Origin of the sequence: Virgibacillus sp. 6R, from assembly GCF_001895305.1 — a bacterium.
GTDB lineage: Bacteria > Bacillota > Bacilli > Bacillales > Amphibacillaceae > Virgibacillus > Virgibacillus pantothenticus.
Genome location: NZ_CP017762.1, coordinates 2830312 through 2853161, shown reverse-complemented (window position 1 = coordinate 2853161; position 22850 = coordinate 2830312). Strand labels below are relative to the sequence as shown.

Genomic DNA, 22850 nt, shown 5'->3' with positions numbered 1-22850 from the left:
ATATTACAATACGAGAAACACATCTATAATTAAGTAAGGTTTTCGTAATGTTTCTATGGTAATATAAAGCGGGAGGCAGGTGTAATATAATGGAAAATCTAACTATTTTATTAGTCGACGATGAACTATCCATTGTACAAATGTTAAAAAAAATATTACTTAAAGAGGGGTATTCTAACATTAAAACAGCATACAATGCTGAACAGACCTTGCAACAAATTGATCACTATAATTTTGATTTCATTGTTCTTGACGTGATGCTTCCAGATGGGAACGGATTCGATCTAGCACCTAAGATCCGCGAAAAATCAAATGCTTATATCTTATATTTAACTGCGAAAACAACTGATCTTGATATTTTAACAGGCTTTGCTATGGGTGCGGATGATTATGTAACAAAACCATTCAACCCGCTTGAAATTGTGGCACGTATTAAAGCAGTACAAAGACGGCTAACCAACTCTACGGACCAGCATCCATCTAAACTCAAACCATTTATTCACGATTTTGGTCATTTTCAAGTTAATGAAATAACAAAAGAGCTGAAAGTTAATGGACAAGTAATCTATTGCCCTGCTTTAGTCTTTCGCCTGCTAGTGTTTTTATGTCGCCATCCAAATCAAGTTTTTACAAAGTCTGAATTACTTGAGGCGGTTTGGGGATTAGACCAATTTGTAGATGATAACACGGTAGTTGTTCATATTAGACGAGTACGAGAAAAGATTGAACCAAATCCCAGCCAGCCTAGGTACTTAATTACCGTTAGAGGCTTAGGATATAAATTAATTACGGAGCGTAACGTATGAATTCAATTAAACGAAGAATTGCTATTCATTTCCTACTCCAATTTATTTTTATGATTTTGTTAGTTACAGCTATTATACTTCTTATCTTATTCTTATGGATAAAACAATTAATAAATTACGAAATTAATAGCAATTATCCGAACGGTATGTTGGATGCGATTGTAGCGGAAACAGCCGTTGATGACGACTATACTGTTATTCCCGAAGAATGGGTCAAAAAAATAACCGAAAAAAATATGTGGTTACAAATTATTAATAAAACCGGTACAGTTATCCATGAAGAAAATACTCCTAAAGATTTACCGAATCAGTATTCATTGAAAGAAATAATAAACTTAGATCAACAGAAGTCATTAGGCGAGTATCAAATCACTACTTTAGTTGATTCTTTTTATTATAATGATCCATATTACTTTGTTCTTGGTTATCAAGATGAAATTCAACACCTGTTAACGGAATGGAAAAAACTAGCTAATGAAAATGGCAGTCTTAAAGAAGAACATATTCCTAAATTACAAGAGGAGGTAGGAGCCTTAGGTGGATATTTAGACATTGTTAAGTCAAATGGCGATGTTAGCAGACGAATTGGCGAAAGCGACAAGCCAAAGAAATATGATAATTTACAAATTACAGCACAGTTAGCTGAGCCTAGTCACTATGGAACATCCATTCATGTAACAGAAGTAGGAGATAACCTTTGGGTGTTGCATTCCACATTAGATGAATATCAAGGAGATGGCTCAATAGTTCAGCGAGCTATTTTTGCCTTAGTCTGTGTTAGTATTACACTATTACTCATTATCATTTGTCTATCCATATGGCATGGGATTCGTTATGGACAGCCTTTACTATTATTTATCAGTTGGTTGGAAAGAATGAAAAACGGCCAATTTGAAAAAGTATTTACAGAGAAAGAAAAACGAAAATTATTTACTAAAAAAAACCAAATAAAAAGAAGATTTCGCCTCTATAGAGAAGTCATTGACGAAATTTATGATATGGCAGATCAGTTTTCCTCTCTTGAGAAAGAACGTGCTCAACTAGAGAGAAAACGTGACGAATGGATGGCTGGCGTCTCTCATGATTTACGAACACCACTTTCAACTATACAAGGCTATGCGCATTTGTTGGAAAGTGCACAATACCGATGGAATGATACAGAACTTCAAGAAATTGGCGAGGTGCTCCGTGTCAAGAGTGACTACATGCTTGAACTTGTAAAAGATTTCACCTTTATTTCTAGATTAAAAGAGCAAAAAGTAGAGGATTCCTTTGCAAGGATTGATATAAAAGCACTCCTAACAACTTGTCAATATAAATATAAAGAATATAGCAATATTCATATTTCTTTACCCAACCAATCATTGCTCATAAAAGGAAAAGAACAATGGTTAGAACGTTTACTTGATAACTTGATTATTAATGCAGAAAAACACAATCCTTCAGAAACTCAAATTACTGTTACTGCAACATTGCAACTACCATATGCTGTTATTATAGTAGAAGATAATGGCATAGGAATGGATGATGAAACGAAACAAAATCTATTCACTCGCTACTATCGTGGAACATCTAGTGCAGAACAAACAGATGGAAGTGGATTAGGTATGAGTATTGCAAAAGCTATTGTCGAAGCGCATAATGGATTCATTGATGTTTCATCCCAACTTCAAAAAGGAACAACCATTAAGGTGAAAATCCCTTTAAACAGAATATAATTTAATTATTTCCATGACTCCTAGGGCAACCAGATGTTTGTCTAATTGTCCCAGGAGTTATCTACTCAAATAGGCATAACATTAGCATGTAAGTTTAGTATCAATTTCCAATTTCAAGCACAGCTTTTGCTTTTGACCCATGTCCTAACGTTCTTCATTGGAATCTGTTAGAAAATTAACTCAATGCTCAATACTGTTCTTCTTACCACTAAAGAGGATCAAGAGCCCCTTTTCACCTCGTTTCTCAGCATTAGCTTCCGTTTATGATTGAAATCTATTGTCTCGATCAAATGTTAGAAAATGTAAATAAAGTCTACAATTATTATGAATAGTTACGATCGCATCCCCAATAGCTCGATTACGCGTTTCGTCAAGTTCGGTACGATCTCAAAAGAATACGTCATTTCAACCCGTTCCAAACTCTTATGCGCGTCCATGCCGTATGGTCCAATATTAATCACTGGTACATTTAATTCTCGAATATCTTCATAAGACACCTTGTGCTTTGTTCCCCATCCAGGATTATTATCTATCACAGCTTGAATATCTTCTTTCGAATCACGGATAGCTAGAAAGCTCATATCGGAAATATGTGGAAAAAAATGTCGTGACTCTATAGGGTGCGGATAGTTTGGCTGCACTTCTATTACAGCCTGTTCCATAGCGGTTAAAAGCGCCGCCTCTTTTTCATTCTCTTCCGATAAGTCAACTCTTGGCGAATACAAAGAAGAGTAAAATAAAATAATAGCAGGTGCTTTATCTTTCAACCATTTCCAGGCTTCTTCTACTACATACACTGAAAATAGCCGCGTATCTAGGTCCTCTTGTTGGAGGAGAAAATTTTTAAATGCTTGCATATGCTGTATAAACGCCTCGCCATGCTCTTCTATTAATAACTCCTGCATTTCATTGTAAGTAAGTACTCTAGGTTGCCACCCGAGAGTAGAAACTGCTTCTCCTCTTTTCTCCCCATATTGCTGAAAACTTTGCTCTAATTTAGTAACTGCACGTTCAAAAGCGATATAGGCCTCTGTCTTCAATTTCTCCAATACCTCTTTTGGCGACCAGGAATGTGTAAAAAAATTATAGTACACATAAGCAGCTAGAGCCGTTTGTGTTGTATAAGTCGGTTTGAGATCAGATTGTTTAAGGGTTACCGGTGGCGGTGTCACTTCTCCGTATGCTTCATCACATAGTTCTGGATTATAATTGATTTGACTGGTTAGCTCGGAAACAATAAAATTAGGATCCAATCCTTCAAAGCAAGATCCTACATGCGTTTCTGCCCCGGTGATAAGAAATGTTGGGAGTAATTTTCCAACTGTACCTTTGTATATATAGCGATTCTCGTCACCTGCAAATGCAGGAGACACAAAATCAGCATTGATAGCAGCTGCATAGTCAAAGCCTTGTTTCGTTTGCAACTCTTTTAATATCGCTAACGCTGACAAAACGCCATGTGAGCTATCTTCCTCATCGCAAGCCGCTAAAAACACAAGATTGCCATCCAACTCTTCTGGATGATTTGCGTAATACTTCAATAAATATAAATGACTGGCAAGCCCACTCTTCATATCCAAAACGCCTCGACCAAACAACCAATCCTCTGAATCCAAATGTGCTTTTACAGACGGTGGTAATGGTTCATGCTGAAGGCGTGTCATCAATGCTTCTGGAGAGCACGCTTCATTTTGCAAATGCTGAAAATCAAATGTGTCCACCGTATCCAAATGTCCCATGAGTATAACCGTTCTATTGCTCTGTCCTTTTGTCCCTTTAATAAATGCAAGAACATTGTACCTCTCCATATGATCATTTGCGGTTGGCTGTAAAATAACTTGGTCTGTATGCTCTCTAAAATAATGATAACTGGAAATAATGGAATAGAGCGACGATGCCAGCGTCTTTTCCCCATCCGTATTTACTACACTCTCTATTTGTACGAATTGCTTTGTCAAATGCAATATTTCCTCTCTGCAATCTAACATGCTATTCCTGCCTCCCTTATACTGTTTTACAAAAAATCGTACTATTATGATAACAGATTTTTTTCTGATTTTCAGTACTTGCTACAGTAACTTTTACCAGAGGGATAAAAACCTTCCGTGTATAGTGCCGGCTCTGGTCCAATTAACGATTGGCATAGAAAGTTCCCTTTCGTTGATTACTCACTATATCCAATCTTCCTTCTAATCTTCATTTGAATATTTCGTTTGTTTTTGTTATTATTTAAAAATTAACAACTTTCTTTTTATATTCACCCTAAGAATTAAATGTATGAAGGGAGCAAACGTATGCAAGAAATACTGCAATCTATCACAGAGTTTCTTTGGGGGCTTCCTCTCCTTATTGTTATTCTCTTTACCGGACTGTACTTTACAATTGGCAGCAAATTTTTTCAATTTATTTATTTACCTCACATTCTAAAGAAAACATTGCTTAGCATTTTCAAAAGAAAAAGTTCCGATGATAACACATCCTCTAAAGGAATTATTTCTTCATTTGAAGCAGTAAGTACAGCCATTGGTGGCTCTGTCGGTGTTGCAAATATTGGCGGGGCATCTACAGCAATTGCTGTTGGAGGTCCAGGGGCTATGTTCTGGCTTTGGGTTTGTGCCTTGCTTGGCATGATTATTAAAACAGTTGAAGTAACCCTGTCTGTACATTACCGCAGTACGGACGAAAACGGCGATCCATATGGTGGACCAACCTATTATATGGAAAAAGGGCTCGGGGAAGAGAGGAAATTTCGTTATTGGATGATACCTGCAGTTCTGTTTGGTTGTGGTATTTTCGGAACCTTCTTTTTCACCCTGCAAAATTACACCATCTCTGAAGCAGTAAGCTCTACATTTGACATAGGCATGATTCCCGTCTCGTTAACGCTTATGCTCGTTACTTATTACGTCATTTATGGTGGTTTAAGACATATCGGAAAGTTTGCAGCAAAGCTGGTTCCCTTCATGGTCCTATTTTATGTTCTATCTGGACTATATATTATTTTGAGCCACTTCACTGAGATTGGTAATGTGTTTTCTATTATATTCCAAGGCGCTTTTGGAGGAACAGCAGCAGTTGGCGGATTTACTGGCGCAGCAGTGACCCAAGCTATTAGCATGGGAATGGCCCGATCCGTCTACAGTAACGAAGCAGGCTGGGGGACTTCTCCTATGGTTCACTCAACCGCCAAAGTAAACCATCCAGTAAAACAAGGGCTCTGGGGTGCTTTTGAAGTATTTATTGATACGATCGTTGTTTGCTCTGTTACTGCTTTTGTTATTATTATTACTGGAAAATGGTCTTCTGGCATGTCCGGTGCGGAATTAACGTTAACCGCATTTGAAATGGGAATCGGTGATACGGGAAGAATCATTATTACCATTTCCATCTTTCTATTTGGGTTAACGACACTGACAGGATGGTTTGTGTATTACGAGGTATTGCTCCGCCATTTATTGCGAAACAAAGATCAAACCTTTAAGAAACGTATATTAACCTTTTACAACTGGTTCTATCCGATACCAGGCACTGCATTAGTTATTTATGCTGTAAGTTATGGTCTAACGGGGCAAACCGTCTGGTACTTTGCCGATATCGCTTCAGCCATTCCTACATTCATTAATGTCGTGGCTATTTTGTTATTAAGTAAAAAGTTCTTTAGCTTGCTCCAAGATTATAAGGCAAGATATTTAGGCATTGGGCAAATTGATCCAACTGTACACCTATTTTATGAGGATACGCAGTCAAAAGCAGAACAAAAAATGAATGTTTTGTAAATGTTATGCAACAAATACGATCACATAGTGTATTTGTTGCGAGTTCTTTGGTAGGATAAATTTATAAAGAAAACCTTCGTTCAGTAGGATTTTTCTTTCAACTCCTACTGATGGTTAGCTCCAGAAGGGTATGACTTAAAAGTTTCTGAACAAATTGGGCTATAAGTGCCACTTTCTCGTAATTATACCTTTTATATCAACTCCATGCTCCTCAAAAAGCGGGAGACTTCCGAGACCTTACATTTCAAATAGACAGATATTTTTTCTTTTTTCTCTGTACTTCCCTTTTTATCATTGTCATTGAATATCATTTTCATTTGTTTTTTAATAAAATCATTTCATTTGCGCTTTATTTTTAAAAAACCTACAATAACCTGCATGTATAAAGGCTTTTCACCTTTCATTTTTCAGTATAAAGTAGGAACAAAGGCGCAAGCGCCCGTTTAGCAACGTAGCGAATGGAACGAATCAACTGAGAGAAAGGAATCATGGTGAGGCGACGAATCGATGATGACTTATCGTAGGGCGATTCGTGAAGTCGCCTAGTTGCTGGGCGGTTGAGCTGGACGTGACTATTCGGTTATTTCATTATCCATAAGCACCTAAGTTTATACTTTCTTATTCTTCAAGAAAGGTAAATCCTTGACAAACAACGACTACTAATTAATAATAGATGTGTAATTAGAATTATTATAGCTAAAGCTTTTGCTTTTTAGCTCATACATCAAAATACTTCTAGGAGGAAGATTGTTATGTCTTTAATAGGAACCGAAGTACAACCATTTTCTGCAAAAGCCTTTAAGCAAGGCGAGTTTATTGACGTTACAGAAGAAAATTTCAAAGGGCAATGGACTGTGCTCTGCTTTTACCCAGCAGACTTCTCATTTGTATGCCCAACAGAACTAGAAGATTTGCAAAATGAATATGAAAATCTAAAAAAACTCGGTGCTGAAGTGTATTCTTGCTCTACAGACACACACTTCGTACACAAGGGCTGGCATGATGCCTCTGAAAAAATCAACAAAATCGAATATGGCATGATCGGTGATCCATCTCAAACACTAACTCGTATGTTCGATGTGTTAAACGAAGAATCTGGTCTTGCTGATCGTGGTACATTCATCATTGATCCAGATGGTGTTATCCAAACTGTAGAAATTAATGCAGACGGTATCGGCCGTGATGCAAGCACGCTTGCTGATAAAATCAAAGCAGCACAATATGTGCGTAACAACCCAGGTGAAGTATGCCCTGCAAAATGGAAAGAAGGCGAAGAAACACTTAAGCCAAGCCTTGACCTAGTAGGTAAAATCTAAGGAGTGCTTTAAATGGTACTAGACCCAGAGATTAAGTCACAATTACAGCAATATCTTGAACTATTAGAAAACGACCTTGTGCTTAAAGTAAGCACTGGGGACGATGATATATCACAGGATATGCTAGCTCTTACTGATGAGCTAGCAAACATGTCCAATAGGATAACTGTTGAGCATACACAGTTACCAAAAACACCAAGCTTTAGTGTCAACCGTGTCGGTGAGGATTCGGGCATTGCATTTGCCGGTCTTCCTCTTGGACATGAATTCAATTCATTAGTGTTAGCTCTATTACAGGTTAGCGGAAGAACTCCAAAATTAGATCAAAAGGTTATCGATCAGATTAAAGGAATAACCGATGAATATCATTTTGAAACATACGTTAGTCTAAGCTGTAACAACTGCCCAGATGTAGTACAAGCGTTAAATATGATGAGCGTTCTTAATCCAAATATTTCGCATACCATGATTGATGGAGCAGCGTTCAAAGACGAAGTGGAAAGAAAAAACATCATGGCAGTTCCAGCCGTTTATTTAAATGGGGAATTCTTTAATGGTGGACGAATCACGCTCGAAGAACTTCTAGAAAAACTGGGGCATGGCGTGGATGCCTCTGAGCTTTCCGAAAAAGATCCATTTGACGTTCTTGTCGTTGGCGGTGGCCCAGCGGGTGCAAGTGCGGCCATTTATGCTGCGCGGAAAGGAATCCGTACGGGTATTGTTGCCGAACGCTTTGGCGGTCAAGTTCAAGATACATTGAGTATCGAAAACTTCATTAGTGTCAAACGTACAGAAGGACCAAAGCTAGTTGCTAATTTGGAAGAGCATGTCAATGATTACAACATTGATGTAATGAACTCTCAACGTGCAAAGAACATCGAAAAGAAAGATTTATTCGAGCTTGAATTAGAAAATGGTGCAGTACTAAAAAGTAAAAGTGTCATCATTTCTACAGGCGCTCGTTGGAGAAATATCGGTGTTCCCGGGGAACAGGAATTCAAAAATAACGGTGTAGCATACTGCCCTCATTGTGATGGTCCATTATTTGAAGGAAAAGATGTTGCTGTTATTGGCGGGGGTAACTCCGGAATTGAAGCAGCCATCGATTTAGCAGGAATTGTTAAGCATGTTACCGTTCTTGAATTCGCACCAGAATTAAAAGCAGACGAAGTTTTACAAAAACGGTTATACAGCTTACCAAACGTAACCGTTATAAAAAATGCACAAACGAAGGAAATTACAGGTACGGACAGTGTAAATGGCATTACCTATATAGACCGGGATAGCCAAGAAGAGAAACATATTGAGCTTCAAGGTGTATTCGTGCAAATTGGTCTCGTTCCTAACACAGAATGGCTTGAAGGTACAGTTGAACGTAATCGCATGGGCGAAATCCTTGTAGATAAGCAAGGACAGACGAATGTCCCTGGCTTGTTTGCTGCAGGAGACTGCACAGATAGTGCTTATAACCAAATTATCATTTCTATGGGATCAGGCGCTACTGCCGCTTTAGGCGCATTTGATTACTTGATCCGTAACTAGTTATATAGATAAGTCGTTATGCTGCCAAATGGCAGTATGGCGACTTTTTTTACGTAGTAATCATGTAGAAGTAATTTCGAATTTTACTGTAAGGAAAAAATGAGAACGATTTGTACCATTCATTTATTTTGAGATTCACCTAAATAACTTTAAGTACCTTTCGGAAAAACATCCGGCTTCAAAGTATACATACCTCGTATATTATATTTAGGTGTTATTTTTTTCACCCATTGTTTCTTACATTTTTTGGTTTTACTGCTTGAGAATTTATACGTACGCCTGAACCCGTTGCTTTACACTACAGGCGAACGCTTTCCGAAGGTCTGTTTGAGCCTCCTCCTCGAAAAAAGCGCTCGTTGTGGGGTCCGGGGCTCATGCTTTTCCCACAGGAGTCGCCGCCTTGCGTATCAAGTGACTTATCACCTACTTATTACTGAATATGTCCATTTCTTGTACTTGCCGCAATGCACCTAATATTAGAATTATTTGGACAATACTTTTTCCCCTACGGGCATAACCGCCTTAAAAAGACTGTTTCCCAGTGTACGTCCTGACCTTCATACACGCAGGCTGTAGTATACCTTGATGTTCGAACCTAGTTGTTAGTAGCTCTAGGGCGGCTTCCGATGCCAGGATAGTACTCCATATACGAGGCTGCCGATCAGCGTTCATACTAGGGCGTCATGGGCGTCCAAAATATTCTTTCTTAACTTTAACGTAAAACAATATGAACATATGCCCACTATTTTGCATAAGATATCGCGATTATGATTATTGGAAGGATGAATAACGTGTATAACTATATATACTTGTACCCTACCTATCCTAGCTATTACAATGGACCGTTCTATCGTGGGAGCTATCAGCCCATGTATTTGCAGAAAACTAACCCTATGGGTTACCAAATATCGCCTTATTCTTTACCGTATCAAACTTTACCTGAAGACAGTCGTATTACTGATTATGGGAGACAGCCTTACGTTGTCAATATTGAAGAAGCTACAAAACAAAATAATACATTTCGTACTGCTATATGGACCGGCAACCATCTACAAGTGACGTTAATGAGTATTCCTGTTGGTGAAGATATCGGTCTAGAGGTTCATCCAGATACGGACCAATTCTTACGTATTGAAGAAGGTCAGGGCCTAACACAAATGGGAAACAGAAAAGATAAGCTTTATTTTCAAAGATATGTATCTGATGACGATGCTATTATGATACCTGCTGGAACATGGCATAATGTAACCAATACCGGTGACAAACCACTTAAGCTCTATTCCATCTATGCTCCCCCAGAGCACCCTTTTGGCACAGTGCATCAAACAAAAGCAGATGCGGAAGCCATGGAAAGAGAGCACCATTATCAATAGCTATATGAACAAAGGCGCGGGGCGCCCGTTTAGCAACGTAGCGATTGGAACGAATCAACTAAAGATTTAGGAATCATGCCCCTAAAAACAGGGGTATGCCGACGATGGGCGGCAAGCCCTGTTTTAGTCGGCCTTCCTCTTTGCCGCGAACCGATGATGCCTTATCGTAGGGCGCATTTCTAAAGTCACCTAGTTGCTGGGCGCTGAATCCGGACGTGGCTATTCAGTTATCCCCTTATCCCAAAGCAACAAATTTTATACTTTCTTATCTTCTCAAAAAAACAGTTCAATGAAGTCAAACACCTCATTGAACTGTTTCAACGTATTCACCGTTCAAACTTAGAAATAAACGAATAGAACAGAAAACATCATTATCCCTTGCTAGGGAAGATCGTATACGACCAAGAATAAATAAAATCAGCAACAAAAACAATACTCCAAATCATACCAATAGAAAAAATGGTCTCATTCGGATATGGTGAATTTTTGGCTTCCCCCTGCTCTAACCATGATAAATCGGTCAAATACGATTTCATTTCCTGCCAACTATCTGTTCCCAATGACCAAAAAATAGTTTGCACAACTAGAAAGATTACTAAGTGAATCAGCGAAGAGATGCGATACTTCTTCGCAATATATTTGGGATCTTTATTTCTTCTCATGATGGCGTAATCTTTTTCTGTAAGCAGTTCTACGCCACGCATCTTGCCAATTTTACTGCGCATCCAACGGTCTAGTCTTAAAAAATCAACAATACCAAATGTACATGCATAGATTACAAAAATTGTGATAACGATAAGAAAGGTAGAAATCTCTCCTGTTTGCTCGTATACATACACACCTAATAAGGCTTCTGCAGTTAATAAAAACAAGAATAAAAGAATAAACAGTACTCCCAGCTTCGGCTTATTCAAAAAATAGCGAAATATACCAAATAAAATCAAAGAACCAAGGGATAATACTTCCGCAGCTATAAACAATTCCCAGCTATAATGAACCACAAATTCCAGAACAACTTCCCCCTTATTCATTAGATTAACCTCGTATTCCAAAATTAATGTGCTCGGTTTTCCACTTGATTAATCCAAGTCAAATCCGCTTCTAAATGTAATAACGTACCAGTAACTAATAAATATCTATTCTCATCACCTTCCATTAATAATTCCGTCTTTAATTTTGTTAGCTCCATTACTTCCTTAACAATTAATTCTTTTTGCTGTGTCAACATCATTTTTTCCAATTCAGAATTAGTTCTTCTGGCGCAGCTCCATTTAAAGAAGAAATCTTCTTTTGTGTTGCTATACGCTACTGGTTCTATTAGCCATTTATTCAATTCCTCTTTCCCTTTTAAGTGGATATCATATAATCTTCTGTCCTGCTCATCGAACCCTGGCGAAGTGACAAGTCCATCCCGTGTTAGACGATCAAGCGTTGTATATATTTGACCAGGATTGATTTTCCCTTTTAGTCCAAGGAGGGAATCCAATTCTATTTTTAATTCATAGCCATGATGCTGTTTAACCGATAATAACGTTAAAATCCCATATCTTACTGACATTTTAATCAACCTTCTTTAAGTGATGATGCAACGTTTTGTCTCATGACACTTCTACTGGAAACCCAAGCTGCACAAAGACTTAAGGTAACTCCAGCGATCATAGCTAGTATAACGTTATCAAGTGGTAATTGAAAAGACATAAAGCCTTCCATAAACGTCCATTTACTGGTTACATATATGAGTAGCGCACCAATTATAATTCCGCCGAATACTCCAGCTAACCCTATTAGCAACCCTTCCAGAAGTACCATCGTACGTACCTGTTGCTTTGTAAAGCCGATAGCCCTCATCGTACCAATTTCTACTCTTCTCTCCATTGTATTCATTAATAATGTATTAGCAGTACCAACGCTGGCTAAAAGAATGATAAGCAGCAACATAAATAAAATAAGATCGTTCATCCCTTTGACAGCAGAAGTTGCCGATTCAATTTCTTCCTCCACAGTTTGTACTTTTGCTAAATGATCTCCAAAATCATTATATAGTTCTGTACGTAACTGTTCAGTTTGCTTATCAACCGTAAGCAGAATATCAAAAGCGCTAGACCAGCCAAAATTTTCCTGGAAATGATTATTATCCATAAATGCGACATACCCTGAATAATGAGAGGTATTTACTACGTCAATCACTTCATACCTTTGTTTTCCAGAAGGGGTATTCATCTCTATCGTTTGCCCTATATTTCCTCCCCATTCCTCAAAAGCCCTACTTCCAAGAATAACCGTTGGCTTATGTGCTAATTTCGAATAGACATTTTTTTCAGCATCGAATAAAGAGGGACCATTACGGTTAACCGAAAAAACAGAGAATTGCCTACTGTTTCCTTGTGTCGTTTTCCAAGTAATCGGTTTTGTCTCTGCTAAAGGTTCAACCTTTGTAACGAATTCGTAGGATTGAAGCTTTGCTATATCGCCTTGCGTCCAAGGTGCTTCAGACGTGATTCGAACATCTCCCCCATATTTCTCTCTAATTTCTTTTCCAAGCGTTTTAGGAGCTGATTCAATTGCAGCACCTAGCAATAAGATAATGGCTATGCCTATAGCAAGAATAGCAGCTGAATTTGCATTTCTATTCAACTGTTGTATCAGATTTTTTGCAGCAACCTTCCCGGGAAAATAAAACAGGAACTCTAATACGGGTTTTAAAACCCATTTTAAACCGATAACAAAGCAAGGAAATAGCAGAACCGATGCTACTAAAATGGCGATATATGAAAGGGGACCATCCATAAAAAGAAAACCTAGCATCCCTAAACCTAAGATATTCCTAATTAAAAAACGATACGATGCGGATTGATTGGTGCTTGCTTCCTTTATAGCCAATAAAACAGGTGTTTTTCCCGCAACATAAATTGGAAATAATGCAAAAATAACGGGAAATAGTAACCCAATCAGACCAGATATAATGACCGGCAGCTCCCATTGCAGCGTGTAAACCATATCAAATTTAAACACACTTAGCAGCGCCTCCATAAATATATCTCCAAGCCATACACCGAAAGGCACTCCAATTAACGTTCCGACTGAAGCTAGTAAGGTCATTTCAATAAGTACCAGCTTAGATACAGAACTTTGTAAATACCCGAGGCTTTTCATCACTGCAAATTCTTTTTTTCTTTCCATAACACTTGTATAAATAATATTAAACACAATAAACCCGCTGATACAGATAGAAAGAATAGCGACTAAATAAAAGAATGCATAAAGTCCTTCAATATCATTACTTTGTAAATCATCTGCAACTACTGGCTGAATATACATACTTGTATCTTTAAGAGTTTGTTGCACTGATTGAAAAAGTTCTTTTCCATCCCCTTCTGTTTGAAATCGCATATAAGAAATTTCATTATTCATTCCTGTCCATTCTCTTAGCATATCCAACGGAGCCATAATGCGAAAGCTTGTTGAATTAGCATTTTCCCAATTGTCAGGACTTGCAAGTAATTGGGTGTATTCTACAATTGCTGATACTTTTGCTGTTCCTAATCCTTCAATAGCAATGGTATCACCAACCTTTTTGTCCAATAATTCCGCCACAGCTTTTGGAATAACAAATCCCTTATTATCCAAGCTCCCCTCTATAACAGGAAGTTTAAGCAACGAACTAGCTTGATCGCTTACTCCGGTAATACGAACAGATCTTTCCTGTAAGGTACGGTTTTCATTAAGTTCAAAGAACGCTTGTTTATCCAGTGCTAGTAAAGAATTCGTAACTTCGGGACTGGTTATAACACTAGATATTTCAGCTTCAGAATAGGTATGTTCGTCACTTAAAATCCAATAATCAGCATTAGCTACATACATCTTTTCGTAATAGCGAAAGACATCATTGGTCGTTCGATCAGCGATTAACATTGCTGTTAAAAAGGAAATCCCAAAGATAATTGCTATTAAGGAAAAGAAAAATCGTTTTTTATGTGTTGTCATATTACGCCATGAAATTCGCCATATATTTAGCATAATCTTCATCCTTTCTAGCAATGACCTTCTCAATAACACCATCCCTAAAAAGAATGATTCGATCAGCAAAGCCTGCTGCAAAGATATCATGCGTCACCATGACAATTGTCTGGTTATGTTTACGATTAAATGTCAATAATAAGCGAAGAATATCCTCTGCTATCGTCCTATCTAAATTTCCTGTTGGCTCATCAGCTAATAATACAGAAGGATGATTAACAAGCGCCCTCGCAATAGCTACACGCTGTTGCTGACCACCGCTAAGTAAATTAGCACGCTTTTTTTCGAAACCTTTTAATCCAACCTCTGAGATTAAATTAGTTATTGATTGCTGGTGCTTTTTCTTTATTTTCCCATCAGCATGAATAGGAAAAGCAATATTTTCTTCAACTGTTAATGTTGGTAGCAGCTGATAATTTTGAAATACAAACCCTAAGTGTCGCCTGCGGAAAATCGTTCTTTTCTTTTCATTCATTTCATGTAAGGGCTGTTGATTAATTTGTATATCACCACTCGTCGGTAAATCAAGTCCTCCCATTAATTGCAGTAATGTACTTTTTCCAGACCCGCTAGGACCCATAATGGCTACAAATTCCCCTTCATTAATTTGTACATTTACTCCTTTTAGTACTTGGATTTTTTCTTGCCCTTGAATATATTCTTTAGTTAAATGATTGACTCGAATCACATTTGGCTCTCCCATCATTTTGTGTTTACCACAATTATATACTAAGTATATATATAATCAATCTTTTTTTGCGTATAATTAATAATTTAAATGTAAAAATACCAAAAAACCACCTTTTCAATATATATCTAGTATATACTGTAATGGTGGTTTAATTCCTACTCCATTCTCTATGAATAATAAAGTAATCTTCAGTCAGTGGACGATTTTCACTCATCCCCCACTGATCGATAGTAGCCTAAGTCTATGACCTCAAGATCTCTTACAAAATAGGGCATTTAGGTGCTGTTATCTCCGACTTAGGCTTGTTGGCAGTACAGATGAACCTACTCCGAAGTGGGAGTCTTACCGCACCTTATATGATGGATAAAAATGACACTTCAATTACGCTAGCTAATTACCGCTATTCCACTCCATGACATATTCTTTTTCTCCTGTCGGTTCATCTAATTGTTCGGCTTGGGTCTTAAAACCATTTTTACGATAAAAATGAATTGCCTGCTCGTTTTTCAGATACACTTTTAATTGAATTTGCTTTCGTTTTTCTTTTACAAACTGTAACAGTTTTTTTCCGTATCCTTTGCCCTGATGATCCACATTGACGAATAACGCTGCTAAGTAATTATCGACCATAGAAATAAAGCCTGCAATTTTTCCCTCCACTATGATGACATGCGTTTCTGCCATTGGCAAGTACGTTTCCTTCATCGCTTTTCGTTGCGACTCCCAATAGCTTTGCATGATAAAGTCATGCGCATATAGTGAACCTTCATACCAAATCTCTACTAACCTATCTAATTCATCTGGATGATATTTTCTTATTTTCATACTAAATCACCTTTTCTTCTATTTCTTTCATTTGCTGTTTCGTATAGGACAGTACAAACCGTCGTAAAGAGTTAAGTAATAACTTCATTATACATCTAATCATTATCGCTCCAATGCTTCCGCCTTTTCCATGTAAATATCTATTGCTTCTCCAATAAATTTTTCCAATTCTAAGGACATAAAGCTGAAGTGAAATAGAGCTTCTCCCTCTAGTTCCAACTCACCAATTTGTTCTAGTAATTCATCCCCCAACATATTCACGGTGTATTCCATTAGCTGTTCAATCGTTCTCTGAACTTCAACATGATGTGGCAAAAATCCTTGATGATAAAATTGTTGCAACTGCTGAATATATGTCATCGCCTCTCGTTCTATGGCCAGTCTATCTTCTTCTGATAAATGACGCATGAATATCTGTTCAACTGCTGTCGGTGATAGGTGTTTGGCTAGCCATGCCTCTGTATGTCTTTCTGTTGTTGTAGCGTGAATAATCGTTAATAACAGATCGCTACCTATTTCATTGTTCTCTGTAATTTTTTCTACCCGTGAAATTGTGCGAATAACATGATCAAGATGTTCGCGCTTTTCTTCCAGTAATTTTTTTTGTTGCTCTAAGGTTTCTTGCATGTTTTTCCCAGCGTTTTCACTAAGATGTTCTATAATTTCCTTTAGTGAAAATCCTAAATATTTTAAGGTAACTATTTTTTGCGCTTTAAATATATCGGCATGCGTATACAGACGATGGCCGTGCTCTGTATAACTCGTCGGCTTTAATACCCCTTTTCGGTCATAATATTGTAACGTACGCTCAGTTGTACCAATCATGTTCGCAAACTGTTTCACTGTGAAGTACTCTTTGCCCATTCAAAATCCCCCTCTTTCACTTTTCTATCTCAGTTTATCTTATAACGTAACGTCATAGGCAAGTGTAAACTAATGCCGCAGAAAAGCGAAGCCTCTATATGTGCTTGATGTACTTGTAAATAAAGTGAAATTCAATCAGTGGGGGTTTTTATTCATCTCCACGACTTGTTAATAGCCCAAGGGTACGACTTAAAGGACACTTATGAAATCGGGATTAGGTACTGTTATCTCTCACTTAGACTTGTTGCAGTACATATTATCCAACTCCTAAAGCGGGAGGCTTACAGCACCTTATATACGGGATAAAAAAAGTGCAAAACGCATACGTTCTACACTCATTGTGCTTATTAATATATTACTTGGCTACTTGCTAATCCCAAGCATTTTCCATTAGAATTTGTTTCATAGTATATGTATTCGAAAGGTAGCCAAATTTTTTCATATATGAAACGTCGACAAAACAATTATGCATCTTATAATTTCAAATAAAAGCTCCATATCTGCCACAAGATAATTCTTCTATATTCTTTATGCTCTAACTTCTACAAATGAAACAATATAAAAGCCTGCACTTCTACTTGTGGGCTTAATCATTGGAAAACAACTTCTTAGATTCAGCCAATTTCATTAAGTAATAACGCTCTTCCCTAGCCATATGATCAGCCATGGAAGCTGTAAACGTTCCTAATACTTCTGCACTCAATTCCATTTCCTCTAATTCATTCAAGAACGTCTTAAATAACTCCATCTCCAGTTCGACGTCATCTGTAAATCTATTTAATGCAGGGAAGGTTTGTACATTTGCTCGTAAGTAACCCGTTAATTCGACAGCTTTTAAATAAAATTGATCGAAATGCTTGTTAAATGCTTGGCTTTTTTCTTTTAGCCTTTTCTCAACCCCATCCATCCGAGAATCTATAGCACCTGCATGACCAGAAGCATCTAAAAGCCAGATTAAATGATGATGCAGTTCGTGAAAAATTGGAGGAACCTTCCCTTCTTTGAGATAACTTAACACAAGCTGGTATTCTTCCAATTCATTTACCATATGGTTCAAAAAAGTAGGGGTAAGGTGGATGCCAATATCCCCAAATAATTGGCGCTTAATAATGGAAAGCTTGAATGCTCTTAATTGTTCAACCATATTCTCTACATTATTTGCAAAAGCGATTGCATTTGTTTCATTTAAAGATTTTGCTTTAATTAGAAGTTGGTTGAAATGTTGAATAAAGTAAGTAGCCTTTTCAATATCCTTTTTCTCCGATGGATAGAGAGAATCATGTATGAACCTTGCGTGATCTTCCAAAACCTGTAGCCAAAATTCATGCTCAAACATAGCGCTTTTTAAGTAATTTGCCAACTAATCATCTCCTTTCACTTACTTCATTGTATTCAGTAGTGAACGATATTATTAGTTTTTTTCATCGTTAGCAAATTAACATCTATACACCATTTGCGAGCCATATTACGTCACTGGTATAAAATATGGCATAAAGTGAAACTTCGTTTCGTAGAGCTTTTTCTCCATTTCCTGCTGACAAAAGTAGAACAACGGCTAAAGCCTTAAGCCTCCTTAAAAACTTTTTCCGCTTGTGAAGTAACGCTTCCGAAGTTTTTCTTGTGATTGGAAAAGAAGAACTTTTTTAACATGCGATACGTTGCTAACGCAGCTTTCCTTGTCCTGAAAAAGAACAAACACCTTTTCTGCATATGACGGCCTCCTTAGTCCATGTCCTACTTGATGCGATCGTATCGAAAATTTTGATGTCGCCATCTCCCACTTAGACTTGATGCATCAAATAATTCAACTGCTGAAGTGGAAGTCTTATAGCACCTTATATACGGGTTAAGTATTGGTATACAAATTATAAAAACGATAAAGTTTGCATAACTTCAATTTTTTTACCAATCCTATATAGTAAATTTGATAAAAAGGGTGATTCTAAAATGAATTTAGCTGCTCATGAATTACATGAACTAAGTGAACTTATTGCAGGGTGTTATAATACGGTCACATGTATGGCTAGTTATATTAATCAAGCGCAAGACCCAGAATTAAAAGAATTATTACAAAATCATTTTCCACTACATGTTAAAGACTACAATTTAAAAGTAGAATTTGTCCAAAGTCAAACGACACCAGATATTTCGAAATTCAAACCAGCTGATTTAAAGCCTGTATTAGACTCTTATACCCAAGCGCCAGTTAACGAATTTCCATCTGTTACTCCGAGAACAGATGTGCAACAACACAATGATCGGGAAATTGCAACAGCTTATTTATTAAATCAGAAAAGCTCTGCAAAAAACTATAGCATTGCATCAGTAGAGTGCGCCAACCCTGATCTAAGAACCTTTTTAGAAAACGCGTTTTTAAATAGTAACCACCACGCATATGAAATATGGCAGTATATGACAAAAAAAGGTTACTACCCATTAATGGCAGCACCACAAAATGCCATAAATACGATTGGATCTATTTATCAACCTGTGGAACAATTAACACAACAATAATGAATACTAAAAGCAAAATAGCTACATTCATTATGATTAGCTATTTTGCTTCTCTTTTTAAGATTAGAATCCATAAATCTGAAGATCTAACCTTTTTTGATATGCATACTATCAGCATTTGGAGTTTTTACTATGAAACTTATTGAAAGTACGTGACAATAATGTGTAAACGTTTATAATTCAATCATCAAAAATGATTTCTCATGTTAAAATAGAGGAGAGTAGATATTTTTTAGAGAGGAGATCGACATGGAAACCAATTTACTGAAAAAGCTACCATATGAAAAAGCAATGATCCCAAAAGAATTGCACATCATGTTAAATGAAATAGGTACAGTAAAACCAATGCATCAGGGTCATCACTTATTTCATGAGGGAGAAGATGCTCATGAGATTTACCTTATTAAATCAGGACAAATTCAAATTGATAAACTTACCTCAGATGGCAAAGAGCTAACGTTGAGAATATGCAATCGCGGTGACATTGTCGGCGAGCTGACTTTATTTAGTCAACATGCTACCTATTTTCTCAGCGCCAAAGTTATTGAATCCGGTGAAGTAGTTATGTTAAATAAAGATAAATTGGAAAGAGAACTTCTCTCCAACCCTGCTCTAACGTTGGAATTCATGAAGTGGAGCGCCGACCATATGCGCAAATTCCAAACAAAGATTCGCGATTTACTGTTAAATGGCAAAAAAGGTGCGCTTTATTCCACGCTTATCCGTTTATCAAACAGTTATGGAGTGGTTCATAAAAACGGCATTCTCATAGATATGGTCTTTACGAACAGAGAATTAGCCCAATTTTGTGCAGCCAGAAGAGAAAGTATTAATCGAATGCTAAGTGAACTTAAAAAAATGGGTGTTATTTCGATGGAAGAAAATGGTGAAATTTTAATCAAAAATATAAAGTTTCTTCGGGATGAAATTGGTTGTGAATACTGTCCAATTGAACTTTGTAATATTAACTGAACTTTCTATCATCCAGCTACTGGAATTAAAGAAACAGGAGATAACTGAATCAATCTTTGCATTAGCTTAAATAAGTGAATTACTTTCTTTAGAAAAAAAGGTAAATTTGTTTTAATGCCATAGTCATCATAACTTTACACATAGTAACAAGCGAGCGATCCAACTTTTTGCTAATTTTATTCTATCCTTTTTAATCTATGAGTTTGAATAGCTTTTCTCTTAAAATGACCGTCATCCCTATATTCCTACTGCTCGTAATAACTAACCACCTATATAAGACATTGCTATTTTCTTCCTGTTTTTTGCAGATTCCTCTGTTCGTTCATCTGAATAACGATCAACCCTTTCTCTCCAGGTCGAGACAATAGCTGATTGAATTGTTTCATCATTCAAACCTGAACGCAACAAACTTCGTAAATCAAAGCCTTCTGTCGCAAAAAGGCATTTATATAACTTGCCATCAGCTGCAATTCGCATTCTCGTACATGTAGAACAGAATGGTTCAGATACGGAAGTGATAAAACCAACTTCTGTTTTTGTTCCACGATAACGATATCGTTTAGCAACCTGACCTATATCATTTGCATCAACCGATTCTAGTTCAAAATGCTTTGAAAGTGTAGCAAGTAATTCTTTTTTTGAAATGACTTTACTATAATCCCATCCGTTCGATTGTCCAACATCCATAAACTCGATAAAGCGTAACGTTATTCCACGTTTTTTGAAATAGCTTGCCATTGGAACTATTTGGTCATCATTCATCCCTTTTTTGACAACCATATTGACCTTTACACCTAAGCCAACTTGCATTGCCTTGTCAATCCCTCGAAGAACAGTTTCATTTTTATGAGCGGTGTCACTAATGGATTGAAATGTTTTAATATCGAGTGCATCTAAACTTACATTTACCCTTTTTAACCCTGCCTGCTTTAATTTAGCAGCCATACGCTCTAGTAAAGAGGCATTGGTTGTCAAGGCAATATCATCCAATCCGGAAATATTGGCTAATCTCTCTATTAACATCGGTAAATCTTTACGTAATAGCGGTTCCCCACCAGTTAGGCGAATTTTTTTCACTCCAAGTTTTACAAAGATTTTAGTAATTCGTTCTATCTCCTCAAAGGAAAGAAGTTTGTTTCTAGGCATAAACGTAAAGTCCTTACCAAATACCTCTTTTGGCATACAATATCTGCACCTAAAATTGCACCGATCTGTGACAGAAATCCGTAGATCTTGTAAAGGGCGTCCTAATTTATCTAATAAAGGTGACATATGCTCTCCTCCTAACACTAGTAATCATGATAATAAAGTGAATCTTTGGACAGATATGGTTTTCGTTCATCCCCACGGCTTGTTAGTAGCCCACGGGTATGACTTAAAGGACGCTTACAAAATAGGGCATCTAGTTAGGTACTATTACCTTCCACTTAGACTTGTTGCAGTACAGATTTAACCAAATCTCCTGAAGCGGGAGTCTTACAGCACCTTATATACGGGATAAAATAAAGCTGTTATCTCTAAAAAATTATAAAACGCGGCACCCATATACTTCCTTTTCTGTAGATAAACAAATTCACATCAAGAACGTGTTCAAATCTGCGTCAAGAACTCCATGTACCACGTGCATTGCTAACAGAAAAGAGCTACCAAAAAAGCCAATGGATAAAGTCACCGTACTAAATGTAACAAATGTAACTGGTTCTTTTGACGGCCCTCAACCATAAACTTTTTCTTTCTAATCAATTTTTTTTAAAGCTACCCTTTCTCTATAAATAATATAACTTCTACGTAAATAACGGATAGGAAAACTAAATGCATGAACAAGTCTTGTAAAAGGCCATACTGTATATAAACCAAACGTCGTATAAATATGAATCTTAAACCAAATTGGAACGCTAGCCATTAGTTCCGGTTGTACATGAAAGACTAGTATTCCCCTAATCCAAGGAGCGATGGTCGTACGATAGTCAAATCCATGAGCATCAACATTGAAACTAGTTGCTAAAAGTCCAGTTATGATTGCCATTAACACAAAAATCAAGGCTACCCAGTCACTTGGCGAAGTCGTTACTTTAATTCGCTTTACACTTATTCGGCGATACAATAAGATCGTAGCCCCTGTGAAAGCAGCAAGCCCTGCTGGCAAGCCGCATACAATAGCAATAACATGATAGGTATGCTCTGTAATACCTAATGATTGATAGAATTCAACTGGAATAATAAGACCAAGAACATGACCACCAAGAACAGCAAAAATACCAAAATGAAATAATACAGATCCAACACGTAATAATTTCTTCTCTAAAAACTCACTTGATTTTGTTGTCCAGCCAAACTGGTCTTTTTGATACCGATAAATATGACCACCAATAAATATCGTCAATACAATATATGGAAATACTCCCCACAGTAATAAATCGATTATTTTCATGCCAT

18 protein-coding genes are annotated in these 22850 nt (G+C 37.1%); 8 read left to right on the top strand and 10 right to left on the bottom strand.

Going from position 1 to position 22850, the window contains the following annotated elements; translation table 11 throughout:
* The first annotated feature begins 89 nt into the window (after positions 1-89).
* Together BKP57_RS13000 and BKP57_RS12995 are read left to right on the top strand one after the other, a co-directional pair.
* The gene (locus BKP57_RS13000) at positions 90-806 is read left to right on the top strand and encodes a response regulator transcription factor (protein WP_050349843.1); all 717 of its coding nucleotides are present in this window, start codon (positions 90-92) and stop codon (positions 804-806) included.
* The gene (locus BKP57_RS12995; RefSeq protein WP_050349842.1) at positions 803-2524 is read left to right on the top strand and encodes a sensor histidine kinase; all 1722 of its coding nucleotides are present in this window, start codon (positions 803-805) and stop codon (positions 2522-2524) included. Before BKP57_RS13000 ends, BKP57_RS12995 begins: the two co-directional genes overlap by 4 nt.
* A gap of 332 nt (positions 2525-2856) precedes the next feature.
* Here the strand turns inward: BKP57_RS12995 and BKP57_RS12990 are convergent, their stop codons facing one another.
* Positions 2857-4512 carry a M20/M25/M40 family metallo-hydrolase gene (locus BKP57_RS12990; protein WP_072741651.1) on the bottom strand — a complete coding sequence of 552 codons (1656 nt, stop codon included), beginning with the start codon at positions 4510-4512 and terminating at the stop codon, positions 2857-2859.
* A 306-nt stretch (positions 4513-4818) separates the two neighbouring features.
* On the opposite strand from BKP57_RS12990, the gene BKP57_RS12985 reads away from it, so the two are divergent.
* The 4 genes from BKP57_RS12985 to BKP57_RS12970 all read left to right on the top strand — a co-directional run bounded on the left by BKP57_RS12985 (position 4819) and on the right by BKP57_RS12970 (position 10531).
* Positions 4819-6300 carry an alanine/glycine:cation symporter family protein gene (locus BKP57_RS12985; RefSeq protein ID WP_072741650.1) on the top strand — a complete coding sequence of 494 codons (1482 nt, stop codon included), beginning with the start codon at positions 4819-4821 and terminating at the stop codon, positions 6298-6300.
* A 752-nt stretch (positions 6301-7052) separates the two neighbouring features.
* Positions 7053-7616, top strand: a complete 564-nt coding sequence (gene ahpC / locus BKP57_RS12980; protein ID WP_050349839.1) for an alkyl hydroperoxide reductase subunit C — start codon at positions 7053-7055, stop codon at positions 7614-7616.
* 12 nt (positions 7617-7628) lie between these two features.
* Positions 7629-9158, top strand: a complete 1530-nt coding sequence (gene ahpF, locus BKP57_RS12975) for an alkyl hydroperoxide reductase subunit F (protein WP_050349838.1) — start codon at positions 7629-7631, stop codon at positions 9156-9158.
* A gap of 869 nt (positions 9159-10027) precedes the next feature.
* Complete coding sequence (locus BKP57_RS12970; protein ID WP_249664638.1) at positions 10028-10531, top strand: cupin domain-containing protein; 504 nt, start codon at positions 10028-10030, stop codon at positions 10529-10531.
* Between the two features lie 371 nt (positions 10532-10902).
* On the opposite strand, the gene BKP57_RS12965 is transcribed toward BKP57_RS12970, so the two are convergent.
* The 7 genes from BKP57_RS12965 to BKP57_RS12935 all read right to left on the bottom strand — a co-directional run bounded on the left by BKP57_RS12965 (position 10903) and on the right by BKP57_RS12935 (position 18288).
* A complete protein-coding gene (locus tag BKP57_RS12965; RefSeq protein WP_050349837.1) occupies positions 10903-11562 on the bottom strand; it encodes a hypothetical protein in 660 nt (219 codons plus the stop codon).
* Positions 11563-11585: 23 nt separating this feature from the next.
* A complete protein-coding gene (locus tag BKP57_RS12960) occupies positions 11586-12089 on the bottom strand; it encodes a PadR family transcriptional regulator (protein ID WP_050349836.1) in 504 nt (167 codons plus the stop codon).
* Between the two features lie 5 nt (positions 12090-12094).
* Complete coding sequence (locus tag BKP57_RS12955) at positions 12095-14548, bottom strand: ABC transporter permease (RefSeq protein ID WP_072741648.1); 2454 nt, start codon at positions 14546-14548, stop codon at positions 12095-12097.
* Positions 14517-15236, bottom strand: a complete 720-nt coding sequence (locus BKP57_RS12950) for an ABC transporter ATP-binding protein (RefSeq protein WP_050349834.1) — start codon at positions 15234-15236, stop codon at positions 14517-14519. The genes BKP57_RS12955 and BKP57_RS12950 overlap by 32 nt, the downstream gene beginning before the upstream one ends.
* A 393-nt stretch (positions 15237-15629) precedes the next feature.
* Positions 15630-16064, bottom strand: a complete 435-nt coding sequence (locus tag BKP57_RS12945; RefSeq protein WP_072741647.1) for an N-acetyltransferase — start codon at positions 16062-16064, stop codon at positions 15630-15632.
* 102 nt (positions 16065-16166) lie between these two features.
* Entirely contained in the window at positions 16167-16928 is a 762-nt protein-coding gene (locus BKP57_RS12940) for a MerR family transcriptional regulator (protein ID WP_050349832.1), read from the bottom strand.
* Positions 16929-17514: 586 nt separating this feature from the next.
* Positions 17515-18288 carry a DUF2935 domain-containing protein gene (locus tag BKP57_RS12935; protein WP_050349831.1) on the bottom strand — a complete coding sequence of 258 codons (774 nt, stop codon included), beginning with the start codon at positions 18286-18288 and terminating at the stop codon, positions 17515-17517.
* A gap of 587 nt (positions 18289-18875) precedes the next feature.
* Between BKP57_RS12935 and BKP57_RS12930 the strand changes: the two genes are divergently transcribed.
* Positions 18876-19442: a spore coat protein gene (locus BKP57_RS12930; protein ID WP_050349830.1), complete on the top strand. Its 567-nt coding sequence runs from the start codon at positions 18876-18878 to the stop codon at positions 19440-19442.
* A 249-nt stretch (positions 19443-19691) separates the two neighbouring features.
* Positions 19692-20414: a Crp/Fnr family transcriptional regulator gene (locus BKP57_RS12925; RefSeq protein WP_072741646.1), complete on the top strand. Its 723-nt coding sequence runs from the start codon at positions 19692-19694 to the stop codon at positions 20412-20414.
* A gap of 261 nt (positions 20415-20675) precedes the next feature.
* On the opposite strand, the gene moaA is transcribed toward BKP57_RS12925, so the two are convergent.
* Positions 20676-21686, bottom strand: coding sequence for a GTP 3',8-cyclase MoaA (gene moaA, locus BKP57_RS12920; protein ID WP_072741645.1), 1011 nt, complete (start codon positions 21684-21686; stop codon positions 20676-20678).
* 463 nt (positions 21687-22149) lie between these two features.
* The gene (gene narI / locus BKP57_RS12915; protein ID WP_072742431.1) at positions 22150-22839 is read right to left on the bottom strand and encodes a respiratory nitrate reductase subunit gamma; all 690 of its coding nucleotides are present in this window, start codon (positions 22837-22839) and stop codon (positions 22150-22152) included.
* Between the last annotated feature and the right edge of the window lie 11 nt (positions 22840-22850).

Coding starts and splice junctions, on each gene's coding strand:
- BKP57_RS12960 (WP_050349836.1), bottom strand. CDS start 12,089: ATGTCAGTAAGATATGGGATTTTAACGTTATTATCGGTTAAACAGCAT.
- BKP57_RS12940 (WP_050349832.1), bottom strand. CDS start 16,928: ATGGGCAAAGAGTACTTCACAGTGAAACAGTTTGCGAACATGATTGGT.
- BKP57_RS12965 (WP_050349837.1), bottom strand. CDS start 11,562: ATGAATAAGGGGGAAGTTGTTCTGGAATTTGTGGTTCATTATAGCTGG.
- BKP57_RS12995 (WP_050349842.1), top strand. CDS start 803: ATGAATTCAATTAAACGAAGAATTGCTATTCATTTCCTACTCCAATTT.
- BKP57_RS12970 (WP_249664638.1), top strand. CDS start 10,028: ATGTATTTGCAGAAAACTAACCCTATGGGTTACCAAATATCGCCTTAT.
- BKP57_RS12945 (WP_072741647.1), bottom strand. CDS start 16,064: ATGAAAATAAGAAAATATCATCCAGATGAATTAGATAGGTTAGTAGAG.
- BKP57_RS12955 (WP_072741648.1), bottom strand. CDS start 14,548: ATGCTAAATATATGGCGAATTTCATGGCGTAATATGACAACACATAAA.
- ahpF (WP_050349838.1), top strand. CDS start 7,629: ATGGTACTAGACCCAGAGATTAAGTCACAATTACAGCAATATCTTGAA.
- ahpC (WP_050349839.1), top strand. CDS start 7,053: ATGTCTTTAATAGGAACCGAAGTACAACCATTTTCTGCAAAAGCCTTT.
- BKP57_RS12985 (WP_072741650.1), top strand. CDS start 4,819: ATGCAAGAAATACTGCAATCTATCACAGAGTTTCTTTGGGGGCTTCCT.
- BKP57_RS12930 (WP_050349830.1), top strand. CDS start 18,876: ATGAATTTAGCTGCTCATGAATTACATGAACTAAGTGAACTTATTGCA.
- BKP57_RS12990 (WP_072741651.1), bottom strand. CDS start 4,512: ATGTTAGATTGCAGAGAGGAAATATTGCATTTGACAAAGCAATTCGTA.
- BKP57_RS12925 (WP_072741646.1), top strand. CDS start 19,692: ATGGAAACCAATTTACTGAAAAAGCTACCATATGAAAAAGCAATGATC.
- moaA (WP_072741645.1), bottom strand. CDS start 21,686: ATGTCACCTTTATTAGATAAATTAGGACGCCCTTTACAAGATCTACGG.
- BKP57_RS13000 (WP_050349843.1), top strand. CDS start 90: ATGGAAAATCTAACTATTTTATTAGTCGACGATGAACTATCCATTGTA.